At 43.2% G+C, this 24514-nt stretch carries 24 protein-coding genes; 15 read left to right on the top strand and 9 right to left on the bottom strand.

What is annotated here, in order from left to right; translation table 11 throughout:
• Positions 1-110 precede the first annotated feature (110 nt).
• The 8 genes from EJE48_RS07730 (at position 111) to EJE48_RS07695 (ending at position 9696) form a co-directional block, all read left to right on the top strand.
• On the top strand, positions 111-1256 hold the full coding sequence (locus EJE48_RS07730; protein WP_124984466.1) for a transposase: 1146 nt from the start codon (positions 111-113) through the stop codon (positions 1254-1256).
• 13 nt (positions 1257-1269) lie between these two features.
• Entirely contained in the window at positions 1270-2304 is a 1035-nt protein-coding gene (locus tag EJE48_RS07725) for a YqaJ viral recombinase family nuclease (RefSeq protein ID WP_118578649.1), read from the top strand.
• A gap of 32 nt (positions 2305-2336) precedes the next feature.
• Entirely contained in the window at positions 2337-4616 is a 2280-nt protein-coding gene (recD2, locus tag EJE48_RS07720; protein ID WP_124984465.1) for an SF1B family DNA helicase RecD2, read from the top strand.
• A gap of 71 nt (positions 4617-4687) precedes the next feature.
• Positions 4688-5467, top strand: coding sequence for a hypothetical protein (locus EJE48_RS07715; protein ID WP_118578653.1), 780 nt, complete (start codon positions 4688-4690; stop codon positions 5465-5467).
• 11 nt (positions 5468-5478) lie between these two features.
• The gene (locus EJE48_RS07710) at positions 5479-6543 is read left to right on the top strand and encodes a CHC2 zinc finger domain-containing protein (protein WP_118578655.1); all 1065 of its coding nucleotides are present in this window, start codon (positions 5479-5481) and stop codon (positions 6541-6543) included.
• A 274-nt stretch (positions 6544-6817) separates the two neighbouring features.
• Positions 6818-7270, top strand: coding sequence for a sigma-70 RNA polymerase sigma factor region 4 domain-containing protein (locus EJE48_RS07705; protein WP_016408396.1), 453 nt, complete (start codon positions 6818-6820; stop codon positions 7268-7270).
• Positions 7245-7532, top strand: a complete 288-nt coding sequence (locus tag EJE48_RS07700) for a helix-turn-helix domain-containing protein (protein ID WP_118578657.1) — start codon at positions 7245-7247, stop codon at positions 7530-7532. The genes EJE48_RS07705 and EJE48_RS07700 overlap by 26 nt, the downstream gene beginning before the upstream one ends.
• A gap of 586 nt (positions 7533-8118) precedes the next feature.
• On the top strand, positions 8119-9696 hold the full coding sequence (locus EJE48_RS07695) for a recombinase family protein (RefSeq protein ID WP_118578659.1): 1578 nt from the start codon (positions 8119-8121) through the stop codon (positions 9694-9696).
• A gap of 6 nt (positions 9697-9702) precedes the next feature.
• Here the strand turns inward: EJE48_RS07695 and EJE48_RS07690 are convergent, their stop codons facing one another.
• Together EJE48_RS07690 and EJE48_RS07685 are read right to left on the bottom strand one after the other, a co-directional pair.
• Positions 9703-10020: a sigma factor-like helix-turn-helix DNA-binding protein gene (locus EJE48_RS07690; protein WP_016408399.1), complete on the bottom strand. Its 318-nt coding sequence runs from the start codon at positions 10018-10020 to the stop codon at positions 9703-9705.
• 7 nt (positions 10021-10027) lie between these two features.
• Complete coding sequence (locus tag EJE48_RS07685; RefSeq protein ID WP_124984464.1) at positions 10028-11857, bottom strand: recombinase family protein; 1830 nt, start codon at positions 11855-11857, stop codon at positions 10028-10030.
• Between the two features lie 88 nt (positions 11858-11945).
• Between EJE48_RS07685 and EJE48_RS07680 the strand changes: the two genes are divergently transcribed.
• The 7 genes from EJE48_RS07680 to EJE48_RS07650 all read left to right on the top strand — a co-directional run bounded on the left by EJE48_RS07680 (position 11946) and on the right by EJE48_RS07650 (position 19033).
• Positions 11946-12320 carry a TnpV protein gene (locus EJE48_RS07680; RefSeq protein WP_016408401.1) on the top strand — a complete coding sequence of 125 codons (375 nt, stop codon included), beginning with the start codon at positions 11946-11948 and terminating at the stop codon, positions 12318-12320.
• A gap of 149 nt (positions 12321-12469) precedes the next feature.
• The gene (locus EJE48_RS07675) at positions 12470-13798 is read left to right on the top strand and encodes a TrkH family potassium uptake protein (protein WP_124984463.1); all 1329 of its coding nucleotides are present in this window, start codon (positions 12470-12472) and stop codon (positions 13796-13798) included.
• An 18-nt stretch (positions 13799-13816) separates the two neighbouring features.
• On the top strand, positions 13817-14464 hold the full coding sequence (locus EJE48_RS07670) for a potassium channel family protein (RefSeq protein WP_016408403.1): 648 nt from the start codon (positions 13817-13819) through the stop codon (positions 14462-14464).
• Between the two features lie 37 nt (positions 14465-14501).
• Positions 14502-15035 (top strand): type 2 periplasmic-binding domain-containing protein, encoded by a 534-nt coding sequence (locus tag EJE48_RS07665; RefSeq protein ID WP_124984462.1) that lies wholly within the window; start codon positions 14502-14504, stop codon positions 15033-15035.
• Between the two features lie 73 nt (positions 15036-15108).
• Complete coding sequence (locus EJE48_RS07660) at positions 15109-17106, top strand: DUF4118 domain-containing protein (protein ID WP_243107992.1); 1998 nt, start codon at positions 15109-15111, stop codon at positions 17104-17106.
• Positions 17072-17770 carry a response regulator transcription factor gene (locus EJE48_RS07655; RefSeq protein WP_088108181.1) on the top strand — a complete coding sequence of 233 codons (699 nt, stop codon included), beginning with the start codon at positions 17072-17074 and terminating at the stop codon, positions 17768-17770. Before EJE48_RS07660 ends, EJE48_RS07655 begins: the two co-directional genes overlap by 35 nt.
• A gap of 18 nt (positions 17771-17788) precedes the next feature.
• The gene (locus EJE48_RS07650; RefSeq protein ID WP_408608188.1) at positions 17789-19033 is read left to right on the top strand and encodes a hemolysin family protein; all 1245 of its coding nucleotides are present in this window, start codon (positions 17789-17791) and stop codon (positions 19031-19033) included.
• 65 nt (positions 19034-19098) lie between these two features.
• On the opposite strand, the gene mobQ is transcribed toward EJE48_RS07650, so the two are convergent.
• From mobQ to EJE48_RS07620, 7 genes are all read right to left on the bottom strand, one after another.
• Complete coding sequence (gene mobQ, locus EJE48_RS07645; protein ID WP_118578669.1) at positions 19099-20814, bottom strand: MobQ family relaxase; 1716 nt, start codon at positions 20812-20814, stop codon at positions 19099-19101.
• A 355-nt stretch (positions 20815-21169) separates the two neighbouring features.
• Positions 21170-21388 (bottom strand): DUF3847 domain-containing protein, encoded by a 219-nt coding sequence (locus EJE48_RS07640; RefSeq protein ID WP_118578673.1) that lies wholly within the window; start codon positions 21386-21388, stop codon positions 21170-21172.
• 128 nt (positions 21389-21516) lie between these two features.
• Positions 21517-22359, bottom strand: a complete 843-nt coding sequence (locus EJE48_RS07635; protein WP_118578675.1) for an ATP-binding protein — start codon at positions 22357-22359, stop codon at positions 21517-21519.
• Positions 22356-22754 carry a hypothetical protein gene (locus tag EJE48_RS12560; protein ID WP_243107991.1) on the bottom strand — a complete coding sequence of 133 codons (399 nt, stop codon included), beginning with the start codon at positions 22752-22754 and terminating at the stop codon, positions 22356-22358. Before EJE48_RS12560 ends, EJE48_RS07635 begins: the two co-directional genes overlap by 4 nt.
• Positions 22755-22817: 63 nt before the next feature.
• The gene (locus EJE48_RS12555; RefSeq protein ID WP_243107990.1) at positions 22818-23075 is read right to left on the bottom strand and encodes a replication initiator protein A; all 258 of its coding nucleotides are present in this window, start codon (positions 23073-23075) and stop codon (positions 22818-22820) included.
• Positions 23076-23114: 39 nt separating this feature from the next.
• On the bottom strand, positions 23115-23486 hold the full coding sequence (locus EJE48_RS07625; protein WP_118578677.1) for an adenylate cyclase: 372 nt from the start codon (positions 23484-23486) through the stop codon (positions 23115-23117).
• Between the two features lie 3 nt (positions 23487-23489).
• Positions 23490-24407, bottom strand: a complete 918-nt coding sequence (locus tag EJE48_RS07620; protein WP_118578679.1) for a ParM/StbA family protein — start codon at positions 24405-24407, stop codon at positions 23490-23492.
• Between the last annotated feature and the right edge of the window lie 107 nt (positions 24408-24514).

The raw sequence follows: 24514 nt of genomic DNA, 5'->3' as shown, positions 1-24514 counted from the left end.
GGGATTTTAAGCGTGAACAGTTTAAGATGCCTTCCTTTTTTATTTGGGTCAAAAGGCAGATGCCTTTGATAGTAGAAAAAATATTATGTTACAGAAAGGTGGAAAAAGAAATGGAAGAAAGAGTATTTGCGGATGAATTCAGGAAAGGCTTCTGGCAGGAGGAGGATTTTCTTGCATTCCTTGAACGGCGAGAAGAAAATTCCGAATGGGGAAAGGTGAAAAGCAATGAAATCAGATTTTATCCTATCGAAGAGGGACATCAGATTTCTGCTATGCTTGAGGAAAAACTGAGAGAAACAGGCAAGGCAAATGTATTTGAGGATACACTGGAGCATACGCGGTTGATTCTGAAGGTCAAGGAGGACTTGTACCCGGTTCGCAGCTGTGCGATTAAGACAATTCTGGAGCGTGCCAGAATATCCGGCAATGCATTGAATAAGGTGCAGAAAGCGGAGCTGGCACAGATTCTGAATTATTGCATGGGTGTAGCCGGTGGAGATGCACTCCTGCGTTTCTGTGAGGATAAAATTTCCGCTGTTCATGGTGGAGACGCTTCGGATTATGCTGTCTTGGAGACACCGGAGCTGTTCCGCAGAACGGTAGAATATTTACAGGATAATTTCTCGGGATATACCTTTGCAGGGGCATCCTATGACCATTCTATCGCTACAGCCGTATGGTCTTTGGAGAATCAGGATAGCTTGTTGCAGGAGTATCGTGAAAGCTTACAGAAACACGGCTTACCCAATCAGGAGATTCAGTTGGGGCTTCGGCTGACAACATCCGATACCGGGCAGAGTGGCGCAAATTTGTACCCTATGATTTTTTTCGGCTCTGAAGCGAGAAATATTCCTTTAGGCAGTGCTTTGAAATTGCAGCATAAAAATAAGGCTGACCTTGCAAAATTCGATGAGCAGCTGAATCTACTTTATGCACAGTATAGCAAGGCTTTGGGTAATATGCAGTCCTTAATGGATGTATATGTGCTGTATCCAATCAATGCGATGCTCGGTGTAATGAAACGTGTTGGCGTACCGAAAAGGTATGCAATGGAAGTTTCGGAGGATTTTCGGATTCAGAACGGAAATGCACCATGCAGCGTATATGAGGTATATTTACAGATTGCAGAGGTTATTTATCTGATGCAGTGTGAAGGCATTGACGGCTCCAAAATCGTACAGATGGAGGAGAATATCGCAAGAGCCGTTCATCTGCGCTGGAAGGACTACGACATTGCAGGAGAGTATCATTGGTAAAGGGGGAAAATTCATGGGATTAAATTTGAATTATACAGCAGATGTGCTTGTCAGTACAGAAGATATGCAGGAAGAAACATGGCTGCAATACCGCAGAAATGGAATCGGCGGCAGTGATGCAGCTGCCGTTATCGGTCTTTCGCCGTATAAAACAGCGAGAGATGTATACTTTGAGAAACTTGGCAGAGAACCAGAGGATAATAATACGTCCGGATGGGTAGCTATGGAGGTCGGTAAACGACTGGAGGATTTAGTAGCTGCTATTTTTGCGAAGAAAACAGGTTTTCGCATCTGGCAGGAGAAGGTAATGTACCGACATCCGTTATTCCCGTTTATGCTGGCGGACGTAGACTACTTTTTTGAAACATCCGATGGTACGGTTGGTATTTTAGAGTGTAAGACGGCTAATATCCATACAAAGGAGAAATGGGAGAATGATGCTGTTCCGTATCATTATGAGGTACAGTGCAGACATTATATGGCTGTAAAGAATCTGGATATTGCTTATTGCGCGTGTTTATTCGGGAACTCGGAAAATGATTTTGTCTTTCGCAGAATCGACAGAGATTTAGATTTTGAGGAAAATCTGATTTTACAGGAGGAATCTTTTTGGACGGAGTATGTGGAACCCAGAATTGAGCCTGCCTTAGGTGGCGACGGAGATCTGGTATTAGCAAGCTTAAAACGCTATCAGATGCAGAGAAACAATCCTGATGAGGTTTTGATTGAGAGTGATTATGGAGAGGCGTTAGAGCTGATTTATCGTATGAAAAGTGAAAAGGCTGCGATTGACAGTAATTCCAGAAAGCTGGAGCAGAAAATCAAAACGGCGTATGCGAAATTTGCGGAAATGCTTGGAAATGCAACAAAAGGATTATGTGTTGCCGCAGATGGCAGTGAATATCATATCAGCTATAAGCCAATGCAGCGCACCGGCATTACCAAGGATAATCTGCAGAAAATGAAACTAAACGATAGCAAGCTTTATGAAAAATATGCGACAACGACAGAAAGCAGGGTATTTCAGGTAAAAAAGATTGTAAAATAAAGGGAGCTGATAAAACAGTGGAGCAAAAGGAAATGACTTGGAACAATCAGAATTGTGCAGAGAAAGGAGCAAAAATAACCTTACTTGCACTTTATGAGAAAACCATATATCAGAATGAAAAGAATGGATTTTGTATCTTTAGAATGGCCAGCGAAGACACCGGGATACCGAAAGAGCTTGGGTATGGCAGAGATCACAAAATCCATTTTTCTGTAATCGGGTATTATCTGCCTGCAATCCGTAATAGTATGCTTGCCTTAACAGGTGCATGGGAGAACAGCAGATATGGTCTGCAATTTCATGTAGACAGCTATACCGAGGTATTACCAAAAACAAAAAGCGGTATTGCAGCATATCTTTCCTCTGGTTTAATCAAGGGCATTGGGAAAGCAACGGCGGATTTAATTGTAGCAAGGTTCGGGACAGATACACTGGATGTGATTGAGAAGGAGCCCAAGCGTCTTCTGGAAATAAAGCGTATTTCCGAAAAGCGTCTGGAACAGATTCTGGATTCCTATGCAGGCAGTAAAAGCATGCAGGAGATTATGACGTTTCTGGGAGCCTATGGCGTAACGCTGAATAAAGCAAAGAAAATACAGGAGCATTTCGGGAGCCGCTCGGTAGATGTGATACAGCATTCGCCGTATTTGCTTTGCGAAATTTCCGGTTTTGGCTTTAAAACGGTGGATCAGATTGCGAGAAATATCAATTTTTTACCTGCGGATCCGCTGCGGTTGGAAAATGGGATACTTTTTATTCTGGAAGAAGCAAAAGACGGTGGGGATTTATTTCTTATGCAGGATATTCTGCTGGAACAGGCTTATGTATTGCTTTCTGAAGCGGTGCCGAAAGGCGAGGTAACAGAAACTATGATAAAAAATACGTTTTCGGATTTATGTGCTTACGGAAAGCTCTATGTAGATGGAGAACGGATTTATTTACCGCAGTTCTTCCATTTTGAGGAGCAGACAGCAAAAATAACAGCAAAGCTGTTAAGTGCGAAAAAGAGACATAGTGCAAAATTGGAGCAGCATCTGAAGGAAGTGCAGAAGGAAAATGGTGTTTTGCTTTCTGAGAAGCAGGCAGAGGCAGTTCGGATGTGTATGGAGAATCGTTTTTCTATCATTACAGGCGGACCGGGTACCGGGAAAACAACGGTACTGAAAAGTATCCTTGCAGTCTATCAACGGCTGCACCCGGGAAAAGATATCCTACTGGCAGCGCCTACAGGCAGAGCAGCCAGAAAAATGGCGGAGAGTACAGGCTTTCCATATGCGTCTACGCTGCATGCAGCCTTAAACCTTACTTCTGATACCGCTGATTATGAGGAGGTTATTATCCCCGCGGATTTTGTTGTAGTGGATGAAGCATCTATGGTTGATATGCGCTTGGCGTATTATCTGTTACATAGCTTAGGTACAGGAACAAAGGTGCTGTTCGTAGGGGATGCGAATCAGCTGCCGTCCGTAGGCGCAGGCAATGTACTGAATGAAATGATTGCAAGTGGGATTGTGCCTGTGACGGTTTTGGATATGGTATTCCGCCAGAAGAATACCAGCCGGATTCCGTTAAATGCACAAAGCATTCAGATGGGAGAAACCAAGCTGTTATACGGGGATGATTTTCAATTTCTGCCTGCGGAAAATGCAGCGGAAGCGGCTGAGATTATAAAATCCGAATTTCTGAAACAGACTTCGATTTACGGCGTAGAGCATACACAGGTTTTAACACCGTTCCGTGTGAAAAGTGATGCAGGCGCTGTAATGCTGAACCTTGCATTGCAGGATATGATCAATCCTTCGGTGAATAAGCGTCTGGAAATCAGTTCCGGGAATCGAACGATTCGATATCGGGATAAGGTAATGCAGACGAAGAATATGGAAACGGTCAGCAATGGGGATATTGGCTTTGTGTCTATGGTAGATAAGGATGCCGATTTTCCTGTAACCGTTACATTTTCTGATAACAGAATAAAAGAGTACAGTATGGACGAATTAGGTAGTATTGATTTGGCGTATGCAACAACAATTCATAAAAGTCAGGGGAGCGAGTTTGACTGTGTTATTATCCCGGTGCTTTCTATGTTTTATGTAATGCTGCAAAGAGCCTTAATTTATACTGCAATTACCAGGGCAAAGAAAAAAGTGATTTTAGTGGGACAGAAACGTGCATTATTTACCGCTGTGCATCGCAATGATACCATTCAGCGAAACACAATACTGTCAAAACGAATCAGGGATGTATTTGAAAAGATGAAGCAGAAAGAACAGAAGGCTGTAAAACAGGAAGAAGTTGAGCAGCTGACACTTTAGGAAAGAGCTGAGTGATTGGGTAACTGATGACTCAGCTTTTTTATTAACAGGCAGAAAGGAGCAGAATTACAATGAACGAAGCAGTAGTAAACAATATGTCCATCATCAATGGGCTGAATAAGGTAGATGGCTTTGACCCTTCGGCTTTTTTAAGACGGCTGACAGGGGAGAATGGCGAGGAGCAGTTTTATTTAGATGTAAAGTATAGAAAACTCTGGTTTCGACTGATGCACCCGGAAGGGAAGATTACAAAGCGTATTATAAAGCTGGAGAATGAGTTTGCTATTATCGAAAGCAGGGTATATCTGAATCGCAATGATGCGGAGGATGCGTATATTTCCTGTGCATTCGCCCAGCGTTGGCGCAAAGAGGATGATGCGTATGGTCTAAAATATGTAGAGACTGCTGAAACGGCGGCTGTCGGCAGAGCATTGGCAGATGCAGGCTTTGGCATCCAGTTCTCCGAACCGGGAGAGGAACAGGACAGAAGTCTTGTGGATGCACCTGTGACAATTCCGGACAGCGGTTTATCAGAAGAAATGGGGCAGGATGAACTGGAGGAAGAACTGCTGGATGAAATGCCACAGGCCGCTGAAATGCAAAAGAAAGCATCGGAACAGAAGAAAGCGGAGTGGGACGCATCTATGCCTGTAGAGGAACTGATGCAGAAAATGAACTTGGAGGATGCTAAGAACTACCTGATTCCGATTGGTACATATAAAGGGAAAACACTGGGCGAGCTTTGCGTAGAAAAGCCTGGTGCAATCAATTGGTACGTCGAGTCTTATCACGGAAAAAATAATGTGCTCCGCGCAGGCGCAAAACTGCTGCTTGCGGCAGTTGAAAAATAGGAGGCGAATAGATGCGTGATTATCCATTTACCATTTTAGATGTTGCGGGGATATTAAACTTAAAGGTTCGCCGCCGACAGCCCACCAATATGGACGTGGATTGTCCTTTTTGCGGACATAAGAAAGGCAAAATGAACCTTAATTTTGCCAAGAATGTATTCCGTTGCAATTATTGCGGAGAAAGCGGTGGAATGATAGAGCTTTACAGCAAGGTCTTTCAGATCAGCAATGCACAGGCGTTTGCAGAGATCTGCGAGATTTTACATGATAACAAAAAAGCGGATGCGCTGCCAAAGCCGATATATACGCCTGATATGGAGCAGATACCGAAAGCGGACTCGGAAACACGGCATCAGACCTATTCCATGCTGCTTTCACAGCTGATTTTATCAAAAGACCATCAGAAAAATCTTATGGAACGAGGTCTGGATGCAGAGCAGATTGTGAAATATGGCTATAAAAGCACGCCTGCTTTTGGCTTTCATAAAATCGTATCTGCGATTATGGCAAGAGAGTGTGTGCTGGAAGGTGTACCAGGGTTTTATACGAAAAAGAATAATACCTATGGCATTAACTTCAATAAGCACGCCTCCGGGATTCTGATTCCGATACGTTCTATGGACAGAAGGATAGAGGGATTCCAGATTCGCTTGGACCGACCGATAGAGGATAAAAAGTATATCTGGTTTTCTAGCTCCAACCAATTTCGTGGTACATCTGTAGGTGGGCCGGTGCATTTCATTGGTAATCCGGCGGATAAAACAGTTTATGTAACAGAAGGCGCATTAAAAGCTGATATTGCACATGCCTTCTGCAAGAAAACCTTTGTTGCGCTGGCAGGCGTAAGCCATTACAGAGCATTAGAACCGATTTTTGCACAGCTAAAGCGTAACGGCGTAGTGAATATCGTAGAAGCCTATGACATGGATAAGTACACAAACCCGCATGTGGAAAAAAGCTGTATGCAGATGATGGAAATGGCAAATGCGTATGAATTTTCCGTCCATCGGTTATGCTGGGATAAGAAATACAAAGGGATTGATGACTGGTTAGCATCGAGAAAGAAAAGGAATTAAGCAGGATTGGAGCCTGTGAATTTGCAGGTTCCAGATGAAGAAAATTAGTGATGAGATACTTAATACTATATACAGGATGATGTCTGTTCGTTAATGCATAAAAAAATTAAGAAAGTCGTTTTTTAGTAATTTCTGATTACTGGAAAACGACTTTTTTTATTTTGCGCAAAAAATTATGAATAAAGTTTGGTTTTTGAGAGCAGCTTTTGGCTTGTATTAAGTAGAAGGAAAGAATTTCATATAACAAAACTTCAATTAGAAGGAGGTGAACCAAATGAATTTACTTCCTTCTGAGGTTAGCCTGCAGATGCGCTTTGATGCCTTTTGTAAAAAGGTTATAACGTATACAAATTATAAACTGTTACGCGAAGGACAGAAAAGGCGAGAGCAGGGCTATGTATTTTCTGATTTTGAGGAGGGTGAGTTGGAACAATATTATTATACTTACGATACATATCCGGCATTGGCGTTAAAGATAGAACTGGAGCATATCAGGGTATTTATCGAAAATGAAATGCTGTATCAGGCATTGCTTTTATTACCGAAGAAAAGATTGGAAATTATAATTCTTAGTTTTTTTGCGGATATGACGGATAAGGAGATTGGAAAAACCATCCTGATGCCGAAAAGCTCTGTGCAGTATAACCGAAATGTAGCGTTGCAGTATATCAGGAAGATGATGGAGGTGCATACAGAGGTAAATGAGAAACAGAAAAAACCAAAATGAACTTTTCAGCCAGAATGTAAGAAAAAGCATTTTTGGCAGCAAACAGAAACTAAAGACAAAAACGATACTTCTGGCTGTGTCGGGAGATACAGAAGCTTTGATGGAAGTGGTTGATACTTATAAGCCATATATAGAAAAGCTTTCTATGCGCGTTGTAATGGATGAGAATGGACATTGCAGAGAAATGGTAGATGAAACAGTGAAAAGAAGTCTGGAAGTTGGATTGATTGCAGCAATTATGAAATTTCATCCGTATATCTGAAAAAGCGCAGACACGATAAAAAAATTCGTTTCTTTTAGTAATATTGTACCTTGAAAATTGAATCATCAAATTCCGGAATTGGGCATATGAAAACCCGAAAGGGAAAGCCGTAGGGAGAGATTGCGCCAGGACCATAGCAATATGCGAGCGAGAAACATCTGCTCCTTTATCCTACTTATGGCAAAGATAGGATTGCGATGACCTTTCATATACCCAAGCCACCGTCAGGAAGTGTAAGACTACTGATGTATGTATAATGAAAAGCAGACCTTCTGAGAATATCGACAAGAATGGAGAATAGATTGACGTTTTTTGGGGGGGAGTGGTTTGTGCCGACATTCCGGAATGATTTATATAGCCGGACAGACAAAAATAAATCTTTCTTTTCATACGTTGAACAAAGGGGGGATAATTATGAAACAAGCAAAACCTATCGTTCATTGTATCTATACAGAATCCAATAAGTCCTTAACACAACTTTTGGATGAATATTTCAGAGCATATCTTTCATGTTCGCTTGAAATGACTAACAAAGCTATGTTACCATATTTAAAGTGACTGGTCGCTTATTTCAAGGAGGAATATGATGTATTTAGAAATAAGCAACCCCATGGATTATCATGTTGCATTGTATATTCGTTTATCAAAAGAAGATGAAAGCGAAGGGCCGTCTGAAAGTGTTACAAATCAGAAATCGCTGCTGAATGAATTTGTGCAGCAGCATCGTTTATCTGTTTACGATACTTACATTGATGACGGTTGGAGCGGAACCAGTTTCAATCGACCCGCGTTTCAGCGTATGATTGGTGATATTGAAACAAAAAAGGTCAATATGGTCATCACAAAGGATTTATCACGCTTGGGGAGAGACTATATTATGACGGGGCATTATATGGAGCGGTATTTTCCGGAGAAAAGAGTCCGTTATATCTCCCTCCTGGATGGCATTGATACCGGCATAGAATCCACCGCAAATGATATTACACCCTTTCGTGCGATTATGAATGACATGTATGCAAAGGATATATCCAAAAAAATTAAAAGCGTAAAGCATGATAAACAGCAGAAGGGGCAGTTCATTGGCGGAAAACCTGTGTATGGCTATAAGATGCATCCGACTGAAAAAAATAAAATTGTAATTGATGAGGCGGTTGCACCTATCGTTCGCCGCATATTTGCAATGGCTCTGACCGGCATGAGCTGCCGCAGGATTGCAATGGTGCTGAATGAAGAAGGAATTCCGACACCTGCAACCTATTGCGGCTGGCAAAGGCGGCAAAAAGGCCCGTATAGCGGTCTCTGGTCCAGCGAGCGTATTTCGGATATGCTGAAGAACGAAACCTACATAGGAAATATGGTACAGGGTAAGTCGGTTAAAATCAGTTACAAGTCACAGAAATGCATCAAACAGGAACAAAGCAAATGGATTGTCGTTGAAAACACACATGAACCTCTTGTTGATAAAGAAACCTTCCATAAAGTAAGGCAATTATTAAACAGCAGAAAATATACCCGCAGCAGAAAATATGATTTCCTGTTAAAAGGGCTGATTTTCTGTCATGAATGTGGATATCCGCTTGCGGTCATCAACCGTAAGACGACAACAGGAGAGGACAGACTATTCTTTGTTTGCCGCACTTATCAGCGATTTACAAAAGCAGGGGTCTGTACCTGCCACTGCATAAAGGAACAGGTTGTTACAGACGCAGTGATTGAAAAAGTACGTGAAATCTGTCAGGCATATCTGCATCCGCATCGTTTGCAGACGATTGCCAAAGAAACGATACAAACGGATAAAAAGGAACTGAAGCAGGAATATGCCATACATGCAGTGCGTAATAAAATCAGCAATCTGACAAACAATCTGGATAAGATGTATATGGATCGCCTTAGTGGCTTACTTACGGAAACAGACTTTGAGCGGATGTATCAACGAATGAAAATAGAACGTACCACTTTAGAAGAAAAATTAAAAGAGTTAGAGCGATTAAAGGAAAGTCCCATCAGTTCCGATACTTTGTCAAAAGAACTGGTGCAGCGTTTTTTACAATCTGCATATACCAGCAGAGAATTACTTGTCAGTTTAATTGAAAGAATTGAGTTAACCGAAACAAAACAGATTATTATTAAATTCCGCTTCCCCGAGCTGGAAGCGATTTCTTAAAGCACTTTATTTACAATAGATGTGGCGGTATACATAGGAACGGGAGATACCGAGCCGTCCGGCGATTTCCTGCTGTGTCAGTTCCTCCTGTCCCCACAGACCATAGCGAAAAATGACAACAATCTGCTCTCGTTTACTGAGACGTTCCTGTACTGCGTGCAGCATTTTTTCCGATTCGATGGCAAGATGCAGCTGTTCCGCAAAATCAGGTGTTTCGCTGTTGATGACATCCAGCATGACGATTTCGTTGCCGTCCCGATCGGTGCCAATCGGTTCATAAAGTGAAATATCGTTTTGAAATTTCTTGGAAAACCGCAGGGACATCAGGATTTCATTTGCTATTCTCCCCCCAATGCGTTTTTGATGCACTAAGGGGATTAGTTTTTCCCAGGCGGTCATCCTCCGTATCGTCATCTTCGTAGTCTACATCAGAAAATGCCACCAATTCCTCGTTTTCGTCCTCGTCGTCTGTATTATCAGAAGCAACAGAAGCGATTTCCGGGTATTCGATTTCATCGTCCTGCACACCAAACAGAACCACATGAGCGTTGACTCCGTCCCAGATAACCTTACGCACGATGGTGCGGATGGCTGCTCGTTTCTGCTCTATGGTCATTTCATCAATGCCATCCTTAAAGACAGTCAGCAGCTGACGCATCAAGTCAAACTCAATATCGCTGAGAGCATGCTGTGTGGTCAGACCCTCCAGCTCCTGAATACGTTTTTCAAGGGACTGGTATTCCTCGTTCAACTGCTCAATTCGTTTGGTTACATGAGCCTTGGCAGGGCTGTCACCCATATCTACAAGGGAGTCTACCAGAGAATTGATTTTCTTCTCTGTATCTGCCGTTTCCTTTCGCATATCATCCAATCGCTGTTCATAGTCCATGCGGTTGCCGGTATAAAATCTGCGGCTCTGTTCCAACTGTGCAATGAAAGTATCTCTGTCCTCTTCAAGCATTTTAATCTGCTCAATCACAGCCATATCCAATGTATTGCCATTTGCATTTTTACTGTTGCACACAGAACGCTGGCTGCGCTCCTTCATTTTGCAAACATAGGTGTAAATCACCTTTCCATCCGCAGTTTTTCGCTTGCTCATTTTCGGATACATACGCTCACCGCAGCTACAGAATAACAAGCCGGTCAAAAGCGCTTCGTTACTGCGTGGCTTTCTGAAAGATTTTGATTTATTGCGTTCCAAAGACTCTTGAATTTGTACCCATACTTTACCTAGAACCAGACCCGGATGCTTGCCAACGGATACAATCCATTCACTTGCAGGAAGGTACTTTGTAGCTCTGCCTTTCTCTTGATCGGTGCGGTTGTAAGCCATAATACCGTGCTTGTTGTCAAAGGCATCTTTCTCCGAGAACAGGTCTGTGTCATTCTGAATGAAGAAATTATAAGCATCTTCATCCGCAATCATATAAACCGGATTCTGTAAAATGGCTTTGATGGAAAAACGGGTAAAGTAAATGTTGTTCTTCGTCTTGATACCCTGTTTAATCAAAGCAGCTTCGGTTAAGGTCAGAGAATCCGTTTCTATATATAAGTCATAAATCATTCTGACAATATCAGCTTCTTCAGGAATCAGTTTCAGCTTGCAGGCTTTCTTAGACTTGCCATCAATGGTAATACTCTTGACTGCTTCGGAAGCATAGCCTGTAGGTGTTGTACCACCAAGCCAACGACCTGTCTTTGCCAGTTCGTGCATATTGTCACGAATACGTTCTGCAATGGTTTCACGCTCCAGCTGAGAGAACACAGATGCGATATACATCATAGCTCGTCCCATAGGAGTGCTTGTATCGAACTGCTCTTTAATAGAAACAAAAGAAATATCAAGACGAGCCAGTTCTTCAATCAGGCTGGCAAAGTCACTGATGTTTCTGCTGATACGGTCAAGACGGTAAACTATGATAGCCTTAAACTTACGTTTCTTGGCTGCATCCATCATTATCTTAAAATCCGGACGATTCAGATTACCACCAGAAAAGCCCTCATCTTCATATACAGCAACTTTATCTACAGCGGTATCACCATAATGTACACGAACATATTCTTTGCATAGTTCTACCTGATTGCCGATACTTTCACCTTTTCCGGTAAATTTAGATTTACGGGAATAGATAGCTATGATGTCATCATTTTTCCGCATTTCATACCCTCCTTATCTTGATATGTGATGTGCCTTGTGGTATTATAACATAGCGTAGCAATAAAGTAAACAGATTGGAGGTATTTCTATGAAGTCAATCTTTGAAGAAATGGGCGGAACCTATACACTTGGCGAAGATGAAATGTATTATCCAGATTTGGAACTGCCGGTTGATGAAGAACCCCACTATGGAAAGTATGGTCGTATGCGTAAAGCCTACATAAAAGAGCATCGCCCTTGGCTGTACGCAGAGCTTTTGTTCGGAGGGAAACTGGTATCTCACTTAAATAGCATTGATGATACAGCTCATCAGAGAATGGAACTGCTGATCCAACAAATACAGGAGCAGCAAGGCGTAAATGAGGAATTAAAATCTCGTGATCAGATGGGTTGGGTAGGTGCTTGTAATAATATCCGCAATGCTGCGGAAGAAATCGTCTTAAATGAATTGATATATTGTTAAAAATGAAGGCCATCACGGTTCTCTATTTGAGAACCAGTGATGGTCTTTATCTTAATGCGAATTTAATGCCATAACCGGCACGCTAATGCCCATTTTATGGTTGAAATGCAATAATACAATTTATGAAAACGAACATTGGAGGTGTTGAGATGGGAAAACTGGAACGTAAATTATCCTCCTCTCAGATGATTATTCTCGGTTTTGCCGCTGTCATATTGTTGGGTGCGCTGCTTCTGATGCTGCCGGTATCCAGTAAAAGTGGAGAGATTACACCGTTTCTGGATTGTCTGCTGACATCGACTTCGGCGGTTTGTGTGACCGGACTTGTGGTTTATGATACGGCGGCACATTGGACAGTGTTTGGGCAGGCAATCATTATTGTGTTAATTCAAATCGGCGGCATGGGCGTTATCACAGTAGCTGCTGCGATTACAATGGCAGCAGGAAAGAAAATCTCCTTGATGCAAAGAAGCACAATGCAGGATGCAATTTCCGCACCGCAGGTTGGCGGCATTGTCCGATTCACTGGTTTCATCTTGAAAGGCATCGTAATTATTGAGCTTTTGGGCGCAGCGATCATGGCTCCTGTGTTCATCGGGGATTACGGATTTGGCGAAGGTCTTTGGATGGCAGTATTTCACTCCATCTCAGCCTTCTGTAATGCCGGTTTTGACATTGTAAATGATGGTATTCTGTTTAATTCTTTGATGGGATATGCTGCGAATCCAATTATCAATCTGGCAATCATGCTACTGATTATCATCGGCGGACTTGGATTTTTGACTTGGAGAGATATTTGCACCAACGGCATCCACATAAAGCGATACCGTATGCAAAGCAAAGTTATCCTTACTGTTACCTCAGGATTGATACTGGTTCCAACAGTCTACTTCTTCTTTTTCGAACTGGCACATCTTCCGTTTGCAGAACGCTTTTGGGGAGCCTTGTTCCAAGCTGTTACGCCGAGAACAGCAGGCTTTAACACCGTGGACTTGAATGCAATGAGCGAAACTGGACAGATGATTACATCATTGTTGATGATCATCGGCGGTGCACCCGGTTCTACGGCAGGAGGTATGAAAGTTACTACCTTTGCAGTAATGATATCTGTCGCAGCGGCAGTCTTTCAAAAACGTCAGAATGGTTGTTTCTTCGGGCGACGCATCGATGATGATACCGTAAAAAATGCGGCAACGGTGTTCTTTATGTATATTTCGTTATTTCTTCTTGGTGGCATAGCAATCAGTAAACTGGAAAATCTTCCGCTTGTAACTTGCCTGTATGAAAGTGCATCGGCGGTTGGCACAGTCGGTTTGACACTGGGTATCACACCGGAACTTGGAGCTATAAGCAAACTGATTCTGATTGCACAGATGTATATCGGCAGAGTTGGTGGGCTGACGCTGATCTTCGCTACACTGCCGGCAACAAAAAACACATTATCAAAACTCCCTGTCGAGAAAATCTCGGTAGGTTAAGAACAAGGAGGTTCTGTTATGAAATCGGTATTATTGATTGGTCTTGGACGATTTGGCAAGTTTATTGCTATGAAGCTGCACACTATGGGACATCAGGTTATGGCAGTAGATACCAGTGAGGAACGTGTAAATGCGCTGCTTCCTTATGTTACCAATGCACAGATTGGAGACAGCACCAATGAAGAATTCCTTGCTTCTCTGGGTATTGGCAATTACGATTCCTGTATTGTTGCCATTGGAGATAACTTCCAAAACTCTTTGGAAACCGCTTATCTGCTGAAAGAATTGGGTGCTAAAAAGGTTATTGCCCGTGCATCTCGTGGGATACAGGAAAAGTTTCTGCTACGTAATGGCGCAGATGAAGTGGTCTACCCTGAAAAGCAGTTGGCTGCATGGACAGCGATCCGTTGTTCCTCTGATAATATCTTGGAGTACTTTGAACTGGATAACGAATACGCTATTTTTGAATTGGAAATCCCACATGAGTGGAATGGAAAACCCATTGCACAGTTAGACATTCGTAAAAAGTTTGGCATCAACATCCTTGGTATCCGTGAGAACGGAAGATTAAATATGAGCATTACGCCGGATACCGTGCTTGGTCGAAATAAATCAATTCTTGTGTTAGGACAGGAAAAAGCCGTCCACAAGTGCTTCTGCATATAATCAATCCTTTTTTAATCAGGCTAAGGAAGTGTTCTTGATGAAGGATCTATTTTTAATACTAATTCTGTTGGCAACTTTTGCATTTGGATACTATGTTGTTGTAAGATTCGGAGATTTCATTGAAGAAAACCAACGCCTAATCGCCGAAGGTAATCGAAATAGCCAATGCAAGATTCATATTGCAGCAGAAACCCCGATGCTGTTGAATTCCATTGCATCTGCATTAGAGAGTTATTCTGAATCTGCTCCTCATGTTGAGTTCTTTCTCAGTAGTGGACAAATCAATCATCTCTTAGATAAGCTAATAAACGAACGTATCGACATTCTTCTTCTGGCAGATGACAGCACAGAACCTTTGGGGAAACAATACGCTTCTGTTCGGATTCCATACGAAAAGACAAAGATGCTGGTAACCACGCTTGGTCTAACAGTTGAAAATCTGGATGAGGAAAAATGGATTCGTGTTGTTTGGAAAAAGAGTTTGAAATCAAAAAATCGTGACCGAGTAATTACAGCATTGGAAATGGAACATTGTAGACTAAAATGCGGATATGCTGACTATTTAGACTGATCGTTCACATTTTCGAGGTGGAAATCAGGACTTTTGTATGGTAGAATCTATTATAAAATTGGAGGTGAGGATAATGAACAAACTAAATAACATTAACAGCAAGCAGGATCATATCCTCGCCTGTCTGTCGTCGGCACCGTCCAATGCAAAGATCATTCGTACCGCCGCAAGAATGGCAAAAGCCTTTGACAGTCAGTTTACAGCATTATTCGTTGAAACACCGGATTTTGCAGTGGCTACCGACGAAAACAAAAAGCGATTAGAGGAAAACCGCAAGTTGGCTGAACAGCTTGGAGCGACTATCGAAACAGTATATGGAGACGATATTCCGTACCAAATTGCAGAGTTTGCCCGCATCTCCGGTATTACTCGAATTGTTTTGGGCCAAAGCTCCGCTATCCAAAAGCATCTGTTTGGAAAGCCGACATTAACACAACTTCTGTTGTCCTATGTACCAGAGCTGGATATTCATATCATTCCAGATAAAGCAGCAGATACGACCTATCATCCCAAAAAGGCGAGGAAATACCATCACGAGCAAATCATAAAAAACACTGTAAAGAGCGTTCTGATTCTGTTTGCGGCAACATTACTCAGTTTGTTGTTTCACGAGATAGGCTTTACCGATGCAAATATGATAATGGTGTATATTCTTGGTGTGTTGTTGACATCTATTGCCACATCCCATCAGATATACAGCTTGATTTCATCCATAGTCAGTGTATTTATCTTTAATTATCTGTTTACAGCACCTCGATTCTCGCTCGCAGCTTACGATACCGGTTATCCGGTAACATTCGTAGTTATGTTTTTAACGGCGTACATCACAGGTACATTGGCCATTCGATATAAAGAACAGGCACGACAATCAGAGAAAATCGCCAAACGAACAAAGGTACTTTTTGATACAGATCAGCTTTTGTCTAAGGCAGAAAACAAATTAGCCATTCTGCAAACTGCCGGACAGCAGATCAACAAGCTGCTCGGACGAAGTATAGTCATTTTTGACCACGAGGGTGGACGATTATCTGAGCCGATACTTTTCATTTCGGATGAACAGCGATTTTACGATGAAGAAACAGAACTTGCGGTTGCAGAGTGGGTTCTTCAGAACAATCATAATGCCGGAGCTACAACAAAGAACTTCCCGGATGCACAGTATCTGTATTTTGCTGTTCGTGTCAATGAACGAATATATGGTGTCGTGGGAATTGATGCAATGGCAGGTGCTTTGGATGCATCAGAGAAGAGCATCCTTTTGTCTATTCTCGGTGAAACAGCGCTTGCACTGGAAAATGAGAAGAATATCAGGGAAAAAGAAGCTGCAGCAATTCTGGCAGAGAGCGAACAACTTAGAGCTAATCTGCTGCGAGCCATCTCCCATGACTTACGCACTCCACTGACAACGATTTCCGGTAATGCAGGCAATCTTTTACACAACAGTCATAGCTTTGATGATGAAACCAAACAGCAGATTTATGCAGATATTTACGATGACTCCATGTGGTTGACCAACCTGGTGGAAAATCTTTTGTACTCTACTCGTATCGAAGAAGGTCGCATGATGCTGAAAACCTCTCCAGAGCTGGTTTCTGAAATCATCGAGGAAGCGATGCAGCATATCCGCCCCAATGCAAAAAAGCATTCCATCACTGTGAATTATGGGGATGATTTACTGATGGTACGGGTAGATGCAAAACTGATCGTGCAGGTCATCATCAATCTTGTGGACAATGCACTGAAATACACACCTTTGGACACCTTGATTAGTATCAGTGCTGAATGCAAGAACGGGATGGCGGAAATCAAAATCGCTGACACCGGCAAGGGCATCAGCGACGTGGAAAAAGGAAAAATATTTGATAAATTTTACAGCGGCGAACATAAAATAGCGGATAATCGCCGCAGTCTTGGGCTGGGTCTGTACCTCTGCAAAGCTATTGTGGAGGCGCATGGCGGATCAATCCATGTTACGGACAATTTACCGCATGGTTCTGTGTTCCGTTTTACCCTTCCGCTGGAGGAGGTAATAATACATGAAGAAATTTCAAATCCTCGTTGTGGAGGATGATGCTCCGGTACGCAATCTGATAACTACTACATTAAGAGCACATGATTACCGCTTTATTACATCAGGCACCGGTGAAGGAGCCGTGATGGAAGTAGCTTCTCATAATCCTGACATAATTTTACTGGATTTGGGACTACCAGACATTGATGGAGTGGAAGTAATACGCCGTGTCCGTAGCTGGTCAAACGTTCCAATCATTGTTATCAGCGCAAGAGCTGAGGATAATGATAAAATTGATGCACTGGATGCCGGTGCAGATGATTATTTAACAAAACCGTTCTCTGTTGAAGAATTACTGGCACGTCTGCGTGTTACCCAGCGCCGCCTTGCGCTGATACAAAATGTGAGCAATGAACAGGCGGTCTATCAAAACGGTCCACTTCGAATTGACTATTCTGTGGGTTGTGCTTATCTGGGTGACAATGAGCTGTCTCTGACTGCAATGGAATATAAGCTGCTGTGTTTACTTGCACGAAATACAGGCAAGGTATTGACACATCGTTTTATTTTACAAAATGTATGGGGAAGCAGTTGGGAGAATGACATTGGTTCTCTGCGTGTTTTTATGGCAACTCTGCGAAAAAAGCTGGAGAAAACCCCTGGCGCTCCACAATACATCCAGACTCATATTGGCGTTGGATATAGGATGCAGAAAGTGGAATAATGCTAAGAAACAGTTGTCCTGACCCTAACCAAATTGGAAAGGATGGCGGATCAAGGAGATAAACGAGCAAAACACCTGTTCCGTCTGACAAGAGAGCCTGCCAAGTTTCTGGCAACCATTCAGGTGGCCATCACATTGTCTGGCTTCCTGGGTTCCGCATTTGCGGCGGATAACTTCTCTGATCCATTGGTGGATTGGGTGATTAATCTGGGGATTACTGTTCCCAGGGCTACACTGGACACCATCGCCGTTGTTTTGATCACTTTGATTTTGTCCTATTTTACTCTGGTCTTTGGCGAACTGGTTCCCAAGCGAGTGGCAATGAAAAAAGCAGAAGCATTGGGACTGGGCATTTCCGGCTTAATTAGAGGCATCTCCATCGTGTTCAAGCCTATTGTATGGTTCCTATCTGCTTCTACTGATGCTGTTCTGCGACTTCTGGGCATTGATCCTAACGAAGAAGACGAACAGGTCAGCGAGGAAGAAATTCGCATGATGGTAGATGCTGGTAGTGAAAAGGGCGCTATTGACGAACAGGAAAAAGAATTCATCCAGAATGTCTTTGAATTTGACGACCTGACCGCAAGGGAAATTGCTGTCCATCGTACAGATGTTACTATGCTGTGGGTCGAAGATTCTATGGAAGAATGGAACAAAACCATCCATAACAGCCGTCATACTCTTTATCCCGTTTGCGGAGATTCCGCAGATAACATTATCGGTATTCTGAATGCCAAGGATTACTTCCGCTTAGACGATAAAGGACGAGAATGTGTGATGCAGAATGCTGTCAAAGCTCCTTTTTTCGTTCCCGAAACTATTAAGGCAGATGTCCTATTCCGCAAAATGAAAAAAAGCAGCAATATCATGGCCATCGTGCTTGATGAATATGGCGGTGTTGAAGGTATTGTGACATTAAACGGCCTGATTGAACAATTGGTTGGTGATTTAGGTGAGGACACTGCTGAGGAAGCCGCAGCAGAACCCCATGTCGAGCAAATGGATGAAAATATCTGGGCTATCATCGGCAATGTGGAACTATATGACATTGAACAGGCTTTGGGTGTGGATATTGGTATGGAGGATGTGGACACTTTCAGCGGACTTGTATTTGGCGAGCTGGATATGATTCCTAACGACGGGGAGCAGAATATCGAACTGGACTTCAAGGGGCTACATATCCATATTACTCATATCGAAAACCACCAGATTTCTAATGCTTTGATTAGCAAGTTAATCCTTTCTGAACCAGACGCAGAATGATTTCGTTGCTGTGACACAGTTAAAAAGCGGGAGTGCATTTTTACGATGCACTCCCGCTGATTTTGTTAGCGTTCTCTGTCTTTCTGCTTTTTTAGGGGGTGGTTCTGCCTGCGTTCTTGTTGGAACTTGCGCTGTTGCTCCTGTTTCAGTTGCTGAATTCTTTGTTCCTCGGCGTATTCATCCAGCATAAGGGAAACCTCCCGCCTTCCGTCAACCATGGTTATATAGCTATATTCGTCGGTATATCGTTCCTGCAATTTGTGTACAGCATCCTGCTCCATTTCGGAACGGATAGCTTGTCGTGCATTGTACAGGTCGATGGGATCAAAGTCTGCCACCTGTTCCTGTAGTGAAGCAAATTCTTTCTGTGCTGCATCCAGCTCGGCAGAGAACTGTACCTCCTTGGCTTCCAGATTTTTCAGTGTATCTTTCATGGTGGACACGCTGGTTTTTACTTTCTTTACTTCCTTATCGTCAGCACAGTCCAACTGGTTCAAAAGCATGGTTCGTTCAGAACATAGTTCTTCCAGATCTTCGGTTAGTTCTGCAATGCGCTGAGATAGCTCCATCTGCTTTTTGACATTAAAAATGGAGGTACCTTTCTTTTCAGAGCGAAGGGATTTCTGCTCACTGCTCTTTTCTCTGATTTCCTGTTTCAACTCCGCATAGCGTTCCAGAATAGGATCTGCGGCATCAACATATTTGGAAATGCTACTCTTGCCTTTGCAGATATACCCAAGCTGATAACAGAAAATAATCATCTTCGCACGCAGAGATTCCATTGCTTTAGCAAGGGAGGGAATGGTATTTTTTGCTGTATCCATCAGTTTCTTGACAGATGCCTTCAGTTCACGCAGGAGCTTATTATCTGCTCTGATCTGACGGTTCAGCTCGCAGCGGTCAGAAACAATTCCCATGGATTCCAGTTTTCTTGCATGGTAGCCTTCGTGTACAGTCGGCTGTTCGGTCAGTCCTCTGGCGGCATGGCTGCGGCAGTCTACACGATCAACAATACCATGACGTTCCTGTTCTTCATTGATAATCATTTCCCAACTCTTACGCCACGCAAATATCTGTTCTTCGCTGTTCCAAAGCTCTGTAAGAGGATTTTGTCTCCCATAGCGGGTACTTTTAGGTGTCTTTGATGTTCTGATACATCCCTCAATTTTCTCTGCTTCAGATGGGGTTAAATACCCCTTTTTCTCCCCGAACTGATACATATATTGTTTCTCCCATCCCTGTGTCTTGGCAACTTTGAACTCGTCAGCGGTAAAGCCACATTCTTCTTCGCCACGCTTACAGAGATATTCTTTCTGGGTCTTTGCCTGCCATTTGCCATACTCATCCAAGGGGCGCATCGTGAAAAGAATATGGCTGTGTGGATTATGCCCCGGAGGGTATGGGTCATGAATGTTCACATCTGCACACATACCAAGATCCGTTCCCTGTTCTCGGATAAAACGCTCCAACATATTTTTCCAATCGTCTAAAGACAACTCAGCTGGCAAAGCTACTACAAGCTCTCTTGCCAGTCGGCTGTCCTTTGTTTTTTCTACGGACTCGACCGCTTCCCATAGCACCTGTCTGTCTTTCCAATTCTCCGGTGCATACTGCGGCAGAAAGACTTCGCTATACAGACAACCTTGCTTTCGGGTGTAATCGTGGGTCAGTCCATCGTAGTCGTTGTAGAGTCGAGAGCAGGATGCGTAAGCAGCAGCCGCTATGACGGAACGGCCTGCACCACGACTCACAACTTTAGCTTCCAAATGGAAATAGTTCACTATTTTCCTCCTTCCTGTGCCGCAGCACATTTTTGTTTCTTTTTGTGAAAAAGAAAATAGGTGCTGTCAGATGCTGCACCTATCTCTGCGATAAAGCTGCCGGTGGCAGGTTTTCGCAGGCAGTTAACACAAGGTAGGGTACAAATTGTCCCACTACTTACAAACACTGTAGCGATTGTACTTGTGGAAACTGCGTGGACAATGACAGCAATTTGAAAAAAGTGTGTCATTGTACATAAGGCTCCAGAGGAGCCGCAAAGCCTCGCAGAGTGCACGACCCTGAAGGGGATACCACCGCCCATTTTATGGGTGGTGAGTAAGTGCGCCCTTCGGGATAGCAGCAAAGCTGCCAGTCTTATGCGTTCAATCGTTTTTTCAGTTCCATCTTCACATCATCAAGCTCCATGGTCTGAACCTCTGGGAATACGCTCTCCAATATGGCTCCAATCTGGATCAATCGTCTGGTTCTTGCTTTTCGTTCTTTCTGACAGTTTCGGGCTTCAATCGCTTCCATTCTGTGCTGTGTCTGCAATAATTTCTTTTCGTCTTCGGTCATAGGTCTGTTATTTGCCATAAAATCTCCTTTCTGGTATCAGTTCGGTACTGTTATCCAGTGTAGATGGTGCAGATACAATTTGCTTTGCAATCTCAAGGTTATCTGTGTACTGATGGGCGAATTGTTCAGCACCATCGACTGTAAAATTAAGTACCGGAATTTAGTATTTTTCGTACTTCCTGCATATTTGCGGCTGCGTTCAGCTCTCGAATATTCTGATTGTTGATTTTCAAAGGAACACAACGCTCCAATACTCGGTCATAAATTCTGGCTCTTGCCAGATCTTTCGAATGCTTCAGTTCATCCAAAGTCAAATTCGTGGTTACAATCAAAGGTTTCTTGCTTCGATAACGGCTGTCAATCACATTGAACACCTGCTCCAAAGCAAATTCTGAGCTACGCTCAATGCCCAAATCATCAATAATCAGCAGACTGTATTTATTAAAGCTGTCAATGAACTGGCTTCTATCATCGGAATACATTCCGGTCAGCGTATTCAGTATTCTGGAAAAGTTGGTCATCAGAACCGGAACACCTTTGTCTACCAGGGCATTTGCAATGCACCCGGCGAAAAATGATTTACCGATTCCAACATCTCCCCAGAGAAGCAGCCCCAAGGATTTCACTTTCATTTCCTCCCAATGTGCCACATAATCATGGGCTTTCTGCATTTCCGGATTGTAGCCTTTATCATTGGAAAAGTTATAATCATGCAGAGATTTATCCTGCAATCCATTGGCTTTCAGACGAGACACTTGCATGAGAAATTCCTGATGCTTGCGCTCAGCTTCTTCTTTGTCGTATTCTTCCTGCTGACAACGGCAGCGAACTGTTGGGAGAAATACTCGTTCCTTCAGTTCAATGTGGTGCTGTCTAGGAGTATGACATTTGGAGCAATAGATCAGTCCGTCAGCTTCATTCAGATATTCATCTTCCGCAAGCTCTCTCGGCTGAAATAAATCGTCCACAGTATTTGCTATTGGCTTCATAGGCTTTCGTCCTCCTTACATTCATAAGTTCGTCTGACAGGAGCAGGATGGTCTTGCAATGCCCAGCTTCGTATGGTAGCTGCATGATTGGCATATTGCTTTCCGCTGGATGCCATATATCTGGATAATTTCTCAATGTATTCCTGATAGTGGGGTACTTCGCTTTGTAAAGCTGACAACTCCTCCGCAGTCAGAAAAACATTTTGATAGGAACCATAGGCGGTGCGATTATCCTTACTCTCTGAATTTGCTCTTTTAATATTGTTCTTCTCTTTATTACTACTGGACAGTTTTCTTTCTGTTACAGAGACAGTTTTCTTTCTATCCGTAGGACAGTTTTCCGCCTGTCTGCTGGAAAGATTTCTGTCCGTCTGCGCCAGAGTTTCCGGTGGCACTCTTACATAGATACTGTTCGGAAACCCTGCGCCCTGACGTTTACGGACAATCAGATTGTCTTTTTACAGAGCAGATAGTGCGGTCTTAATGGACATTTCACTTTTGTGCATTGTTTCTGCCAGATTCTTGATGGGGAAGAAAATGAACACACGACCTTGTTCATCAGTCCAACCATCATTTTTTTGTGACAGCCTTGCTCGGTCGAACAAAATCGTATAGAGAATTTTGGCAGTTTCATTCAGTCCATCTTTGTCCAGCAAAAATCTTGGGAATGCCATATACGGCGGTATCGGACCATCCTGTGTCAGAAATTGTGTCATGTGTTCACCTCCCTCCTGTGAGATCAGCTTGGAGAAAAATTATTCTCCAAGGAAATCCCAATCCAGTTCTGCATCCGGTTCCTGCTGTGTAACCGGAGCTGCTGCAACAGGTACTTGCGACAATCCCGCCATACAACCTGCCAGAAATATCGGAAGTGTTTTCTCCATGGCACTTTCTACAGAGGAAATAATCTGATTTACAAATCGATCCTCACGTTCTCTGGTTTCAAAGTAAGGATCATCCTGACTGCGGTAATAACGTTCAAAATACTCCACCAGAGCTACGGCTATTACATTGCTGTAGGATTTGAAATGCTGCTTGTCCATGGTCTGAAGATACTGCCATGCTTGTTTCTGTGTGTCCTTTTCTAAATTGAAGCGAAGATTTGTGCTGCGGATATTCTCGCTCATGGGTTACTCCTTCCTGCGAAGACTGGCAAAGGCGAGATATTCATAACCCTTGGCTGTCGCACAAATATCATCCAGAATAGTCACTCGGTTTTCATCATACTGTCCGAAGTGTTTGACCAGACAGCCGCCATCACCCACGATATACAGTCTCATCAGATCCGGATTGTACTCATAGCGTCTGAGCGTTGCGAAAATATCAGCCACATAGCGCTTGTCTACGGATGTGATACAGTCCAGATACGGCTTGCTGATGTCAGCAGTTCCGAAGCGAAGTACCTGCTCAATGGTAGATTCCTCGATTTTCACGCCGAAGCTGTCCAGTACCGCATTCTTGGCGGCAATCATACATTGATTGACACCGAATTTTTCTGTCCAACAACAGCTTTCCACAGCCTTTTTGTTGTTGATATACAGAATATTCATCGTGCCGTTTCCGATGTCTGCCAGAAGATTGGTTCCCTTGAAATCTCCCAGACGGCTAACAATGGCAGGGTATCCCTGCGGGAACAGACTGCATCCGACAAAACGGATATGGTAGTCCTTGCCGTTAAAACGGAAATCCACATCCTTATTGCGGAGCAGATAGCTTCGGAAATCTTCTCTCTGTTTGCGAATCCAGGTCAGCGGAAGACCGGCAGCCAGATGAACATCTGCTTCACGGATACCATACACATTCAGTTCTCTGGCAACTGCCATCAGAGTCAGAATGTAGTAGTCCTCATCCATAGCCTTGTCTGCGATAAATTCCTTGTGACCTTCCCCGATGCGATAATAGATACCGGCATACTCTAGAATGTTTCCGGAGAAAATTGGCTCTGTTTCATAGGCGGTCACTCCGGTAGGGGTAACTGTATTGGCAGTCTTGATGTTGCCGTATCCATGATCCACGGCAATGATTTTGATGGTGTTCAGTTCTCTCATTTGCTCTGTACCTCCTTGTGTTTGTTTGTGTTCATAAAAAATGCCACCTTTCAGTAGTTTTGCATGGAATTGGCACCGGATTTAAGAATTTGGTGCTGTTTACCTTG

This window comes from Anaerotignum faecicola, from assembly GCF_003865035.1.
Taxonomy (GTDB): Bacteria; Bacillota; Clostridia; order Lachnospirales; family Anaerotignaceae; genus Anaerotignum_A; species Anaerotignum_A faecicola.
Note: the sequence above shows the minus strand (reverse complement) of the source record. Positions and strands in the feature narration are given on the sequence as shown.

Bases quoted from the DNA above. Each gene is read 5' to 3' on its own strand.
- EJE48_RS07730 (WP_124984466.1), top strand. From the start codon at position 111: ATGGAAGAAAGAGTATTTGCGGATGAATTCAGGAAAGGCTTCTGGCAG.
- EJE48_RS07725 (WP_118578649.1), top strand. From the start codon at position 1,270: ATGGGATTAAATTTGAATTATACAGCAGATGTGCTTGTCAGTACAGAA.
- recD2 (WP_124984465.1), top strand. From the start codon at position 2,337: ATGACTTGGAACAATCAGAATTGTGCAGAGAAAGGAGCAAAAATAACC.
- EJE48_RS07715 (WP_118578653.1), top strand. From the start codon at position 4,688: ATGAACGAAGCAGTAGTAAACAATATGTCCATCATCAATGGGCTGAAT.
- EJE48_RS07710 (WP_118578655.1), top strand. From the start codon at position 5,479: ATGCGTGATTATCCATTTACCATTTTAGATGTTGCGGGGATATTAAAC.
- EJE48_RS07705 (WP_016408396.1), top strand. From the start codon at position 6,818: ATGAATTTACTTCCTTCTGAGGTTAGCCTGCAGATGCGCTTTGATGCC.
- EJE48_RS07700 (WP_118578657.1), top strand. From the start codon at position 7,245: ATGAGAAACAGAAAAAACCAAAATGAACTTTTCAGCCAGAATGTAAGA.
- EJE48_RS07695 (WP_118578659.1), top strand. From the start codon at position 8,119: ATGTATTTAGAAATAAGCAACCCCATGGATTATCATGTTGCATTGTAT.
- EJE48_RS07690 (WP_016408399.1), bottom strand. From the start codon at position 10,020: ATGTCCCTGCGGTTTTCCAAGAAATTTCAAAACGATATTTCACTTTAT.
- EJE48_RS07685 (WP_124984464.1), bottom strand. From the start codon at position 11,857: ATGCGGAAAAATGATGACATCATAGCTATCTATTCCCGTAAATCTAAA.
- EJE48_RS07680 (WP_016408401.1), top strand. From the start codon at position 11,946: ATGAAGTCAATCTTTGAAGAAATGGGCGGAACCTATACACTTGGCGAA.
- EJE48_RS07675 (WP_124984463.1), top strand. From the start codon at position 12,470: ATGGGAAAACTGGAACGTAAATTATCCTCCTCTCAGATGATTATTCTC.
- EJE48_RS07670 (WP_016408403.1), top strand. From the start codon at position 13,817: ATGAAATCGGTATTATTGATTGGTCTTGGACGATTTGGCAAGTTTATT.
- EJE48_RS07665 (WP_124984462.1), top strand. From the start codon at position 14,502: ATGAAGGATCTATTTTTAATACTAATTCTGTTGGCAACTTTTGCATTT.
- EJE48_RS07660 (WP_243107992.1), top strand. From the start codon at position 15,109: ATGAACAAACTAAATAACATTAACAGCAAGCAGGATCATATCCTCGCC.
- EJE48_RS07655 (WP_088108181.1), top strand. From the start codon at position 17,072: ATGAAGAAATTTCAAATCCTCGTTGTGGAGGATGATGCTCCGGTACGC.
- EJE48_RS07640 (WP_118578673.1), bottom strand. From the start codon at position 21,388: ATGGCAAATAACAGACCTATGACCGAAGACGAAAAGAAATTATTGCAG.
- EJE48_RS07635 (WP_118578675.1), bottom strand. From the start codon at position 22,359: ATGAAGCCAATAGCAAATACTGTGGACGATTTATTTCAGCCGAGAGAG.
- EJE48_RS12555 (WP_243107990.1), bottom strand. From the start codon at position 23,075: ATGACACAATTTCTGACACAGGATGGTCCGATACCGCCGTATATGGCA.
- EJE48_RS07625 (WP_118578677.1), bottom strand. From the start codon at position 23,486: ATGAGCGAGAATATCCGCAGCACAAATCTTCGCTTCAATTTAGAAAAG.
- EJE48_RS07620 (WP_118578679.1), bottom strand. From the start codon at position 24,407: ATGAGAGAACTGAACACCATCAAAATCATTGCCGTGGATCATGGATAC.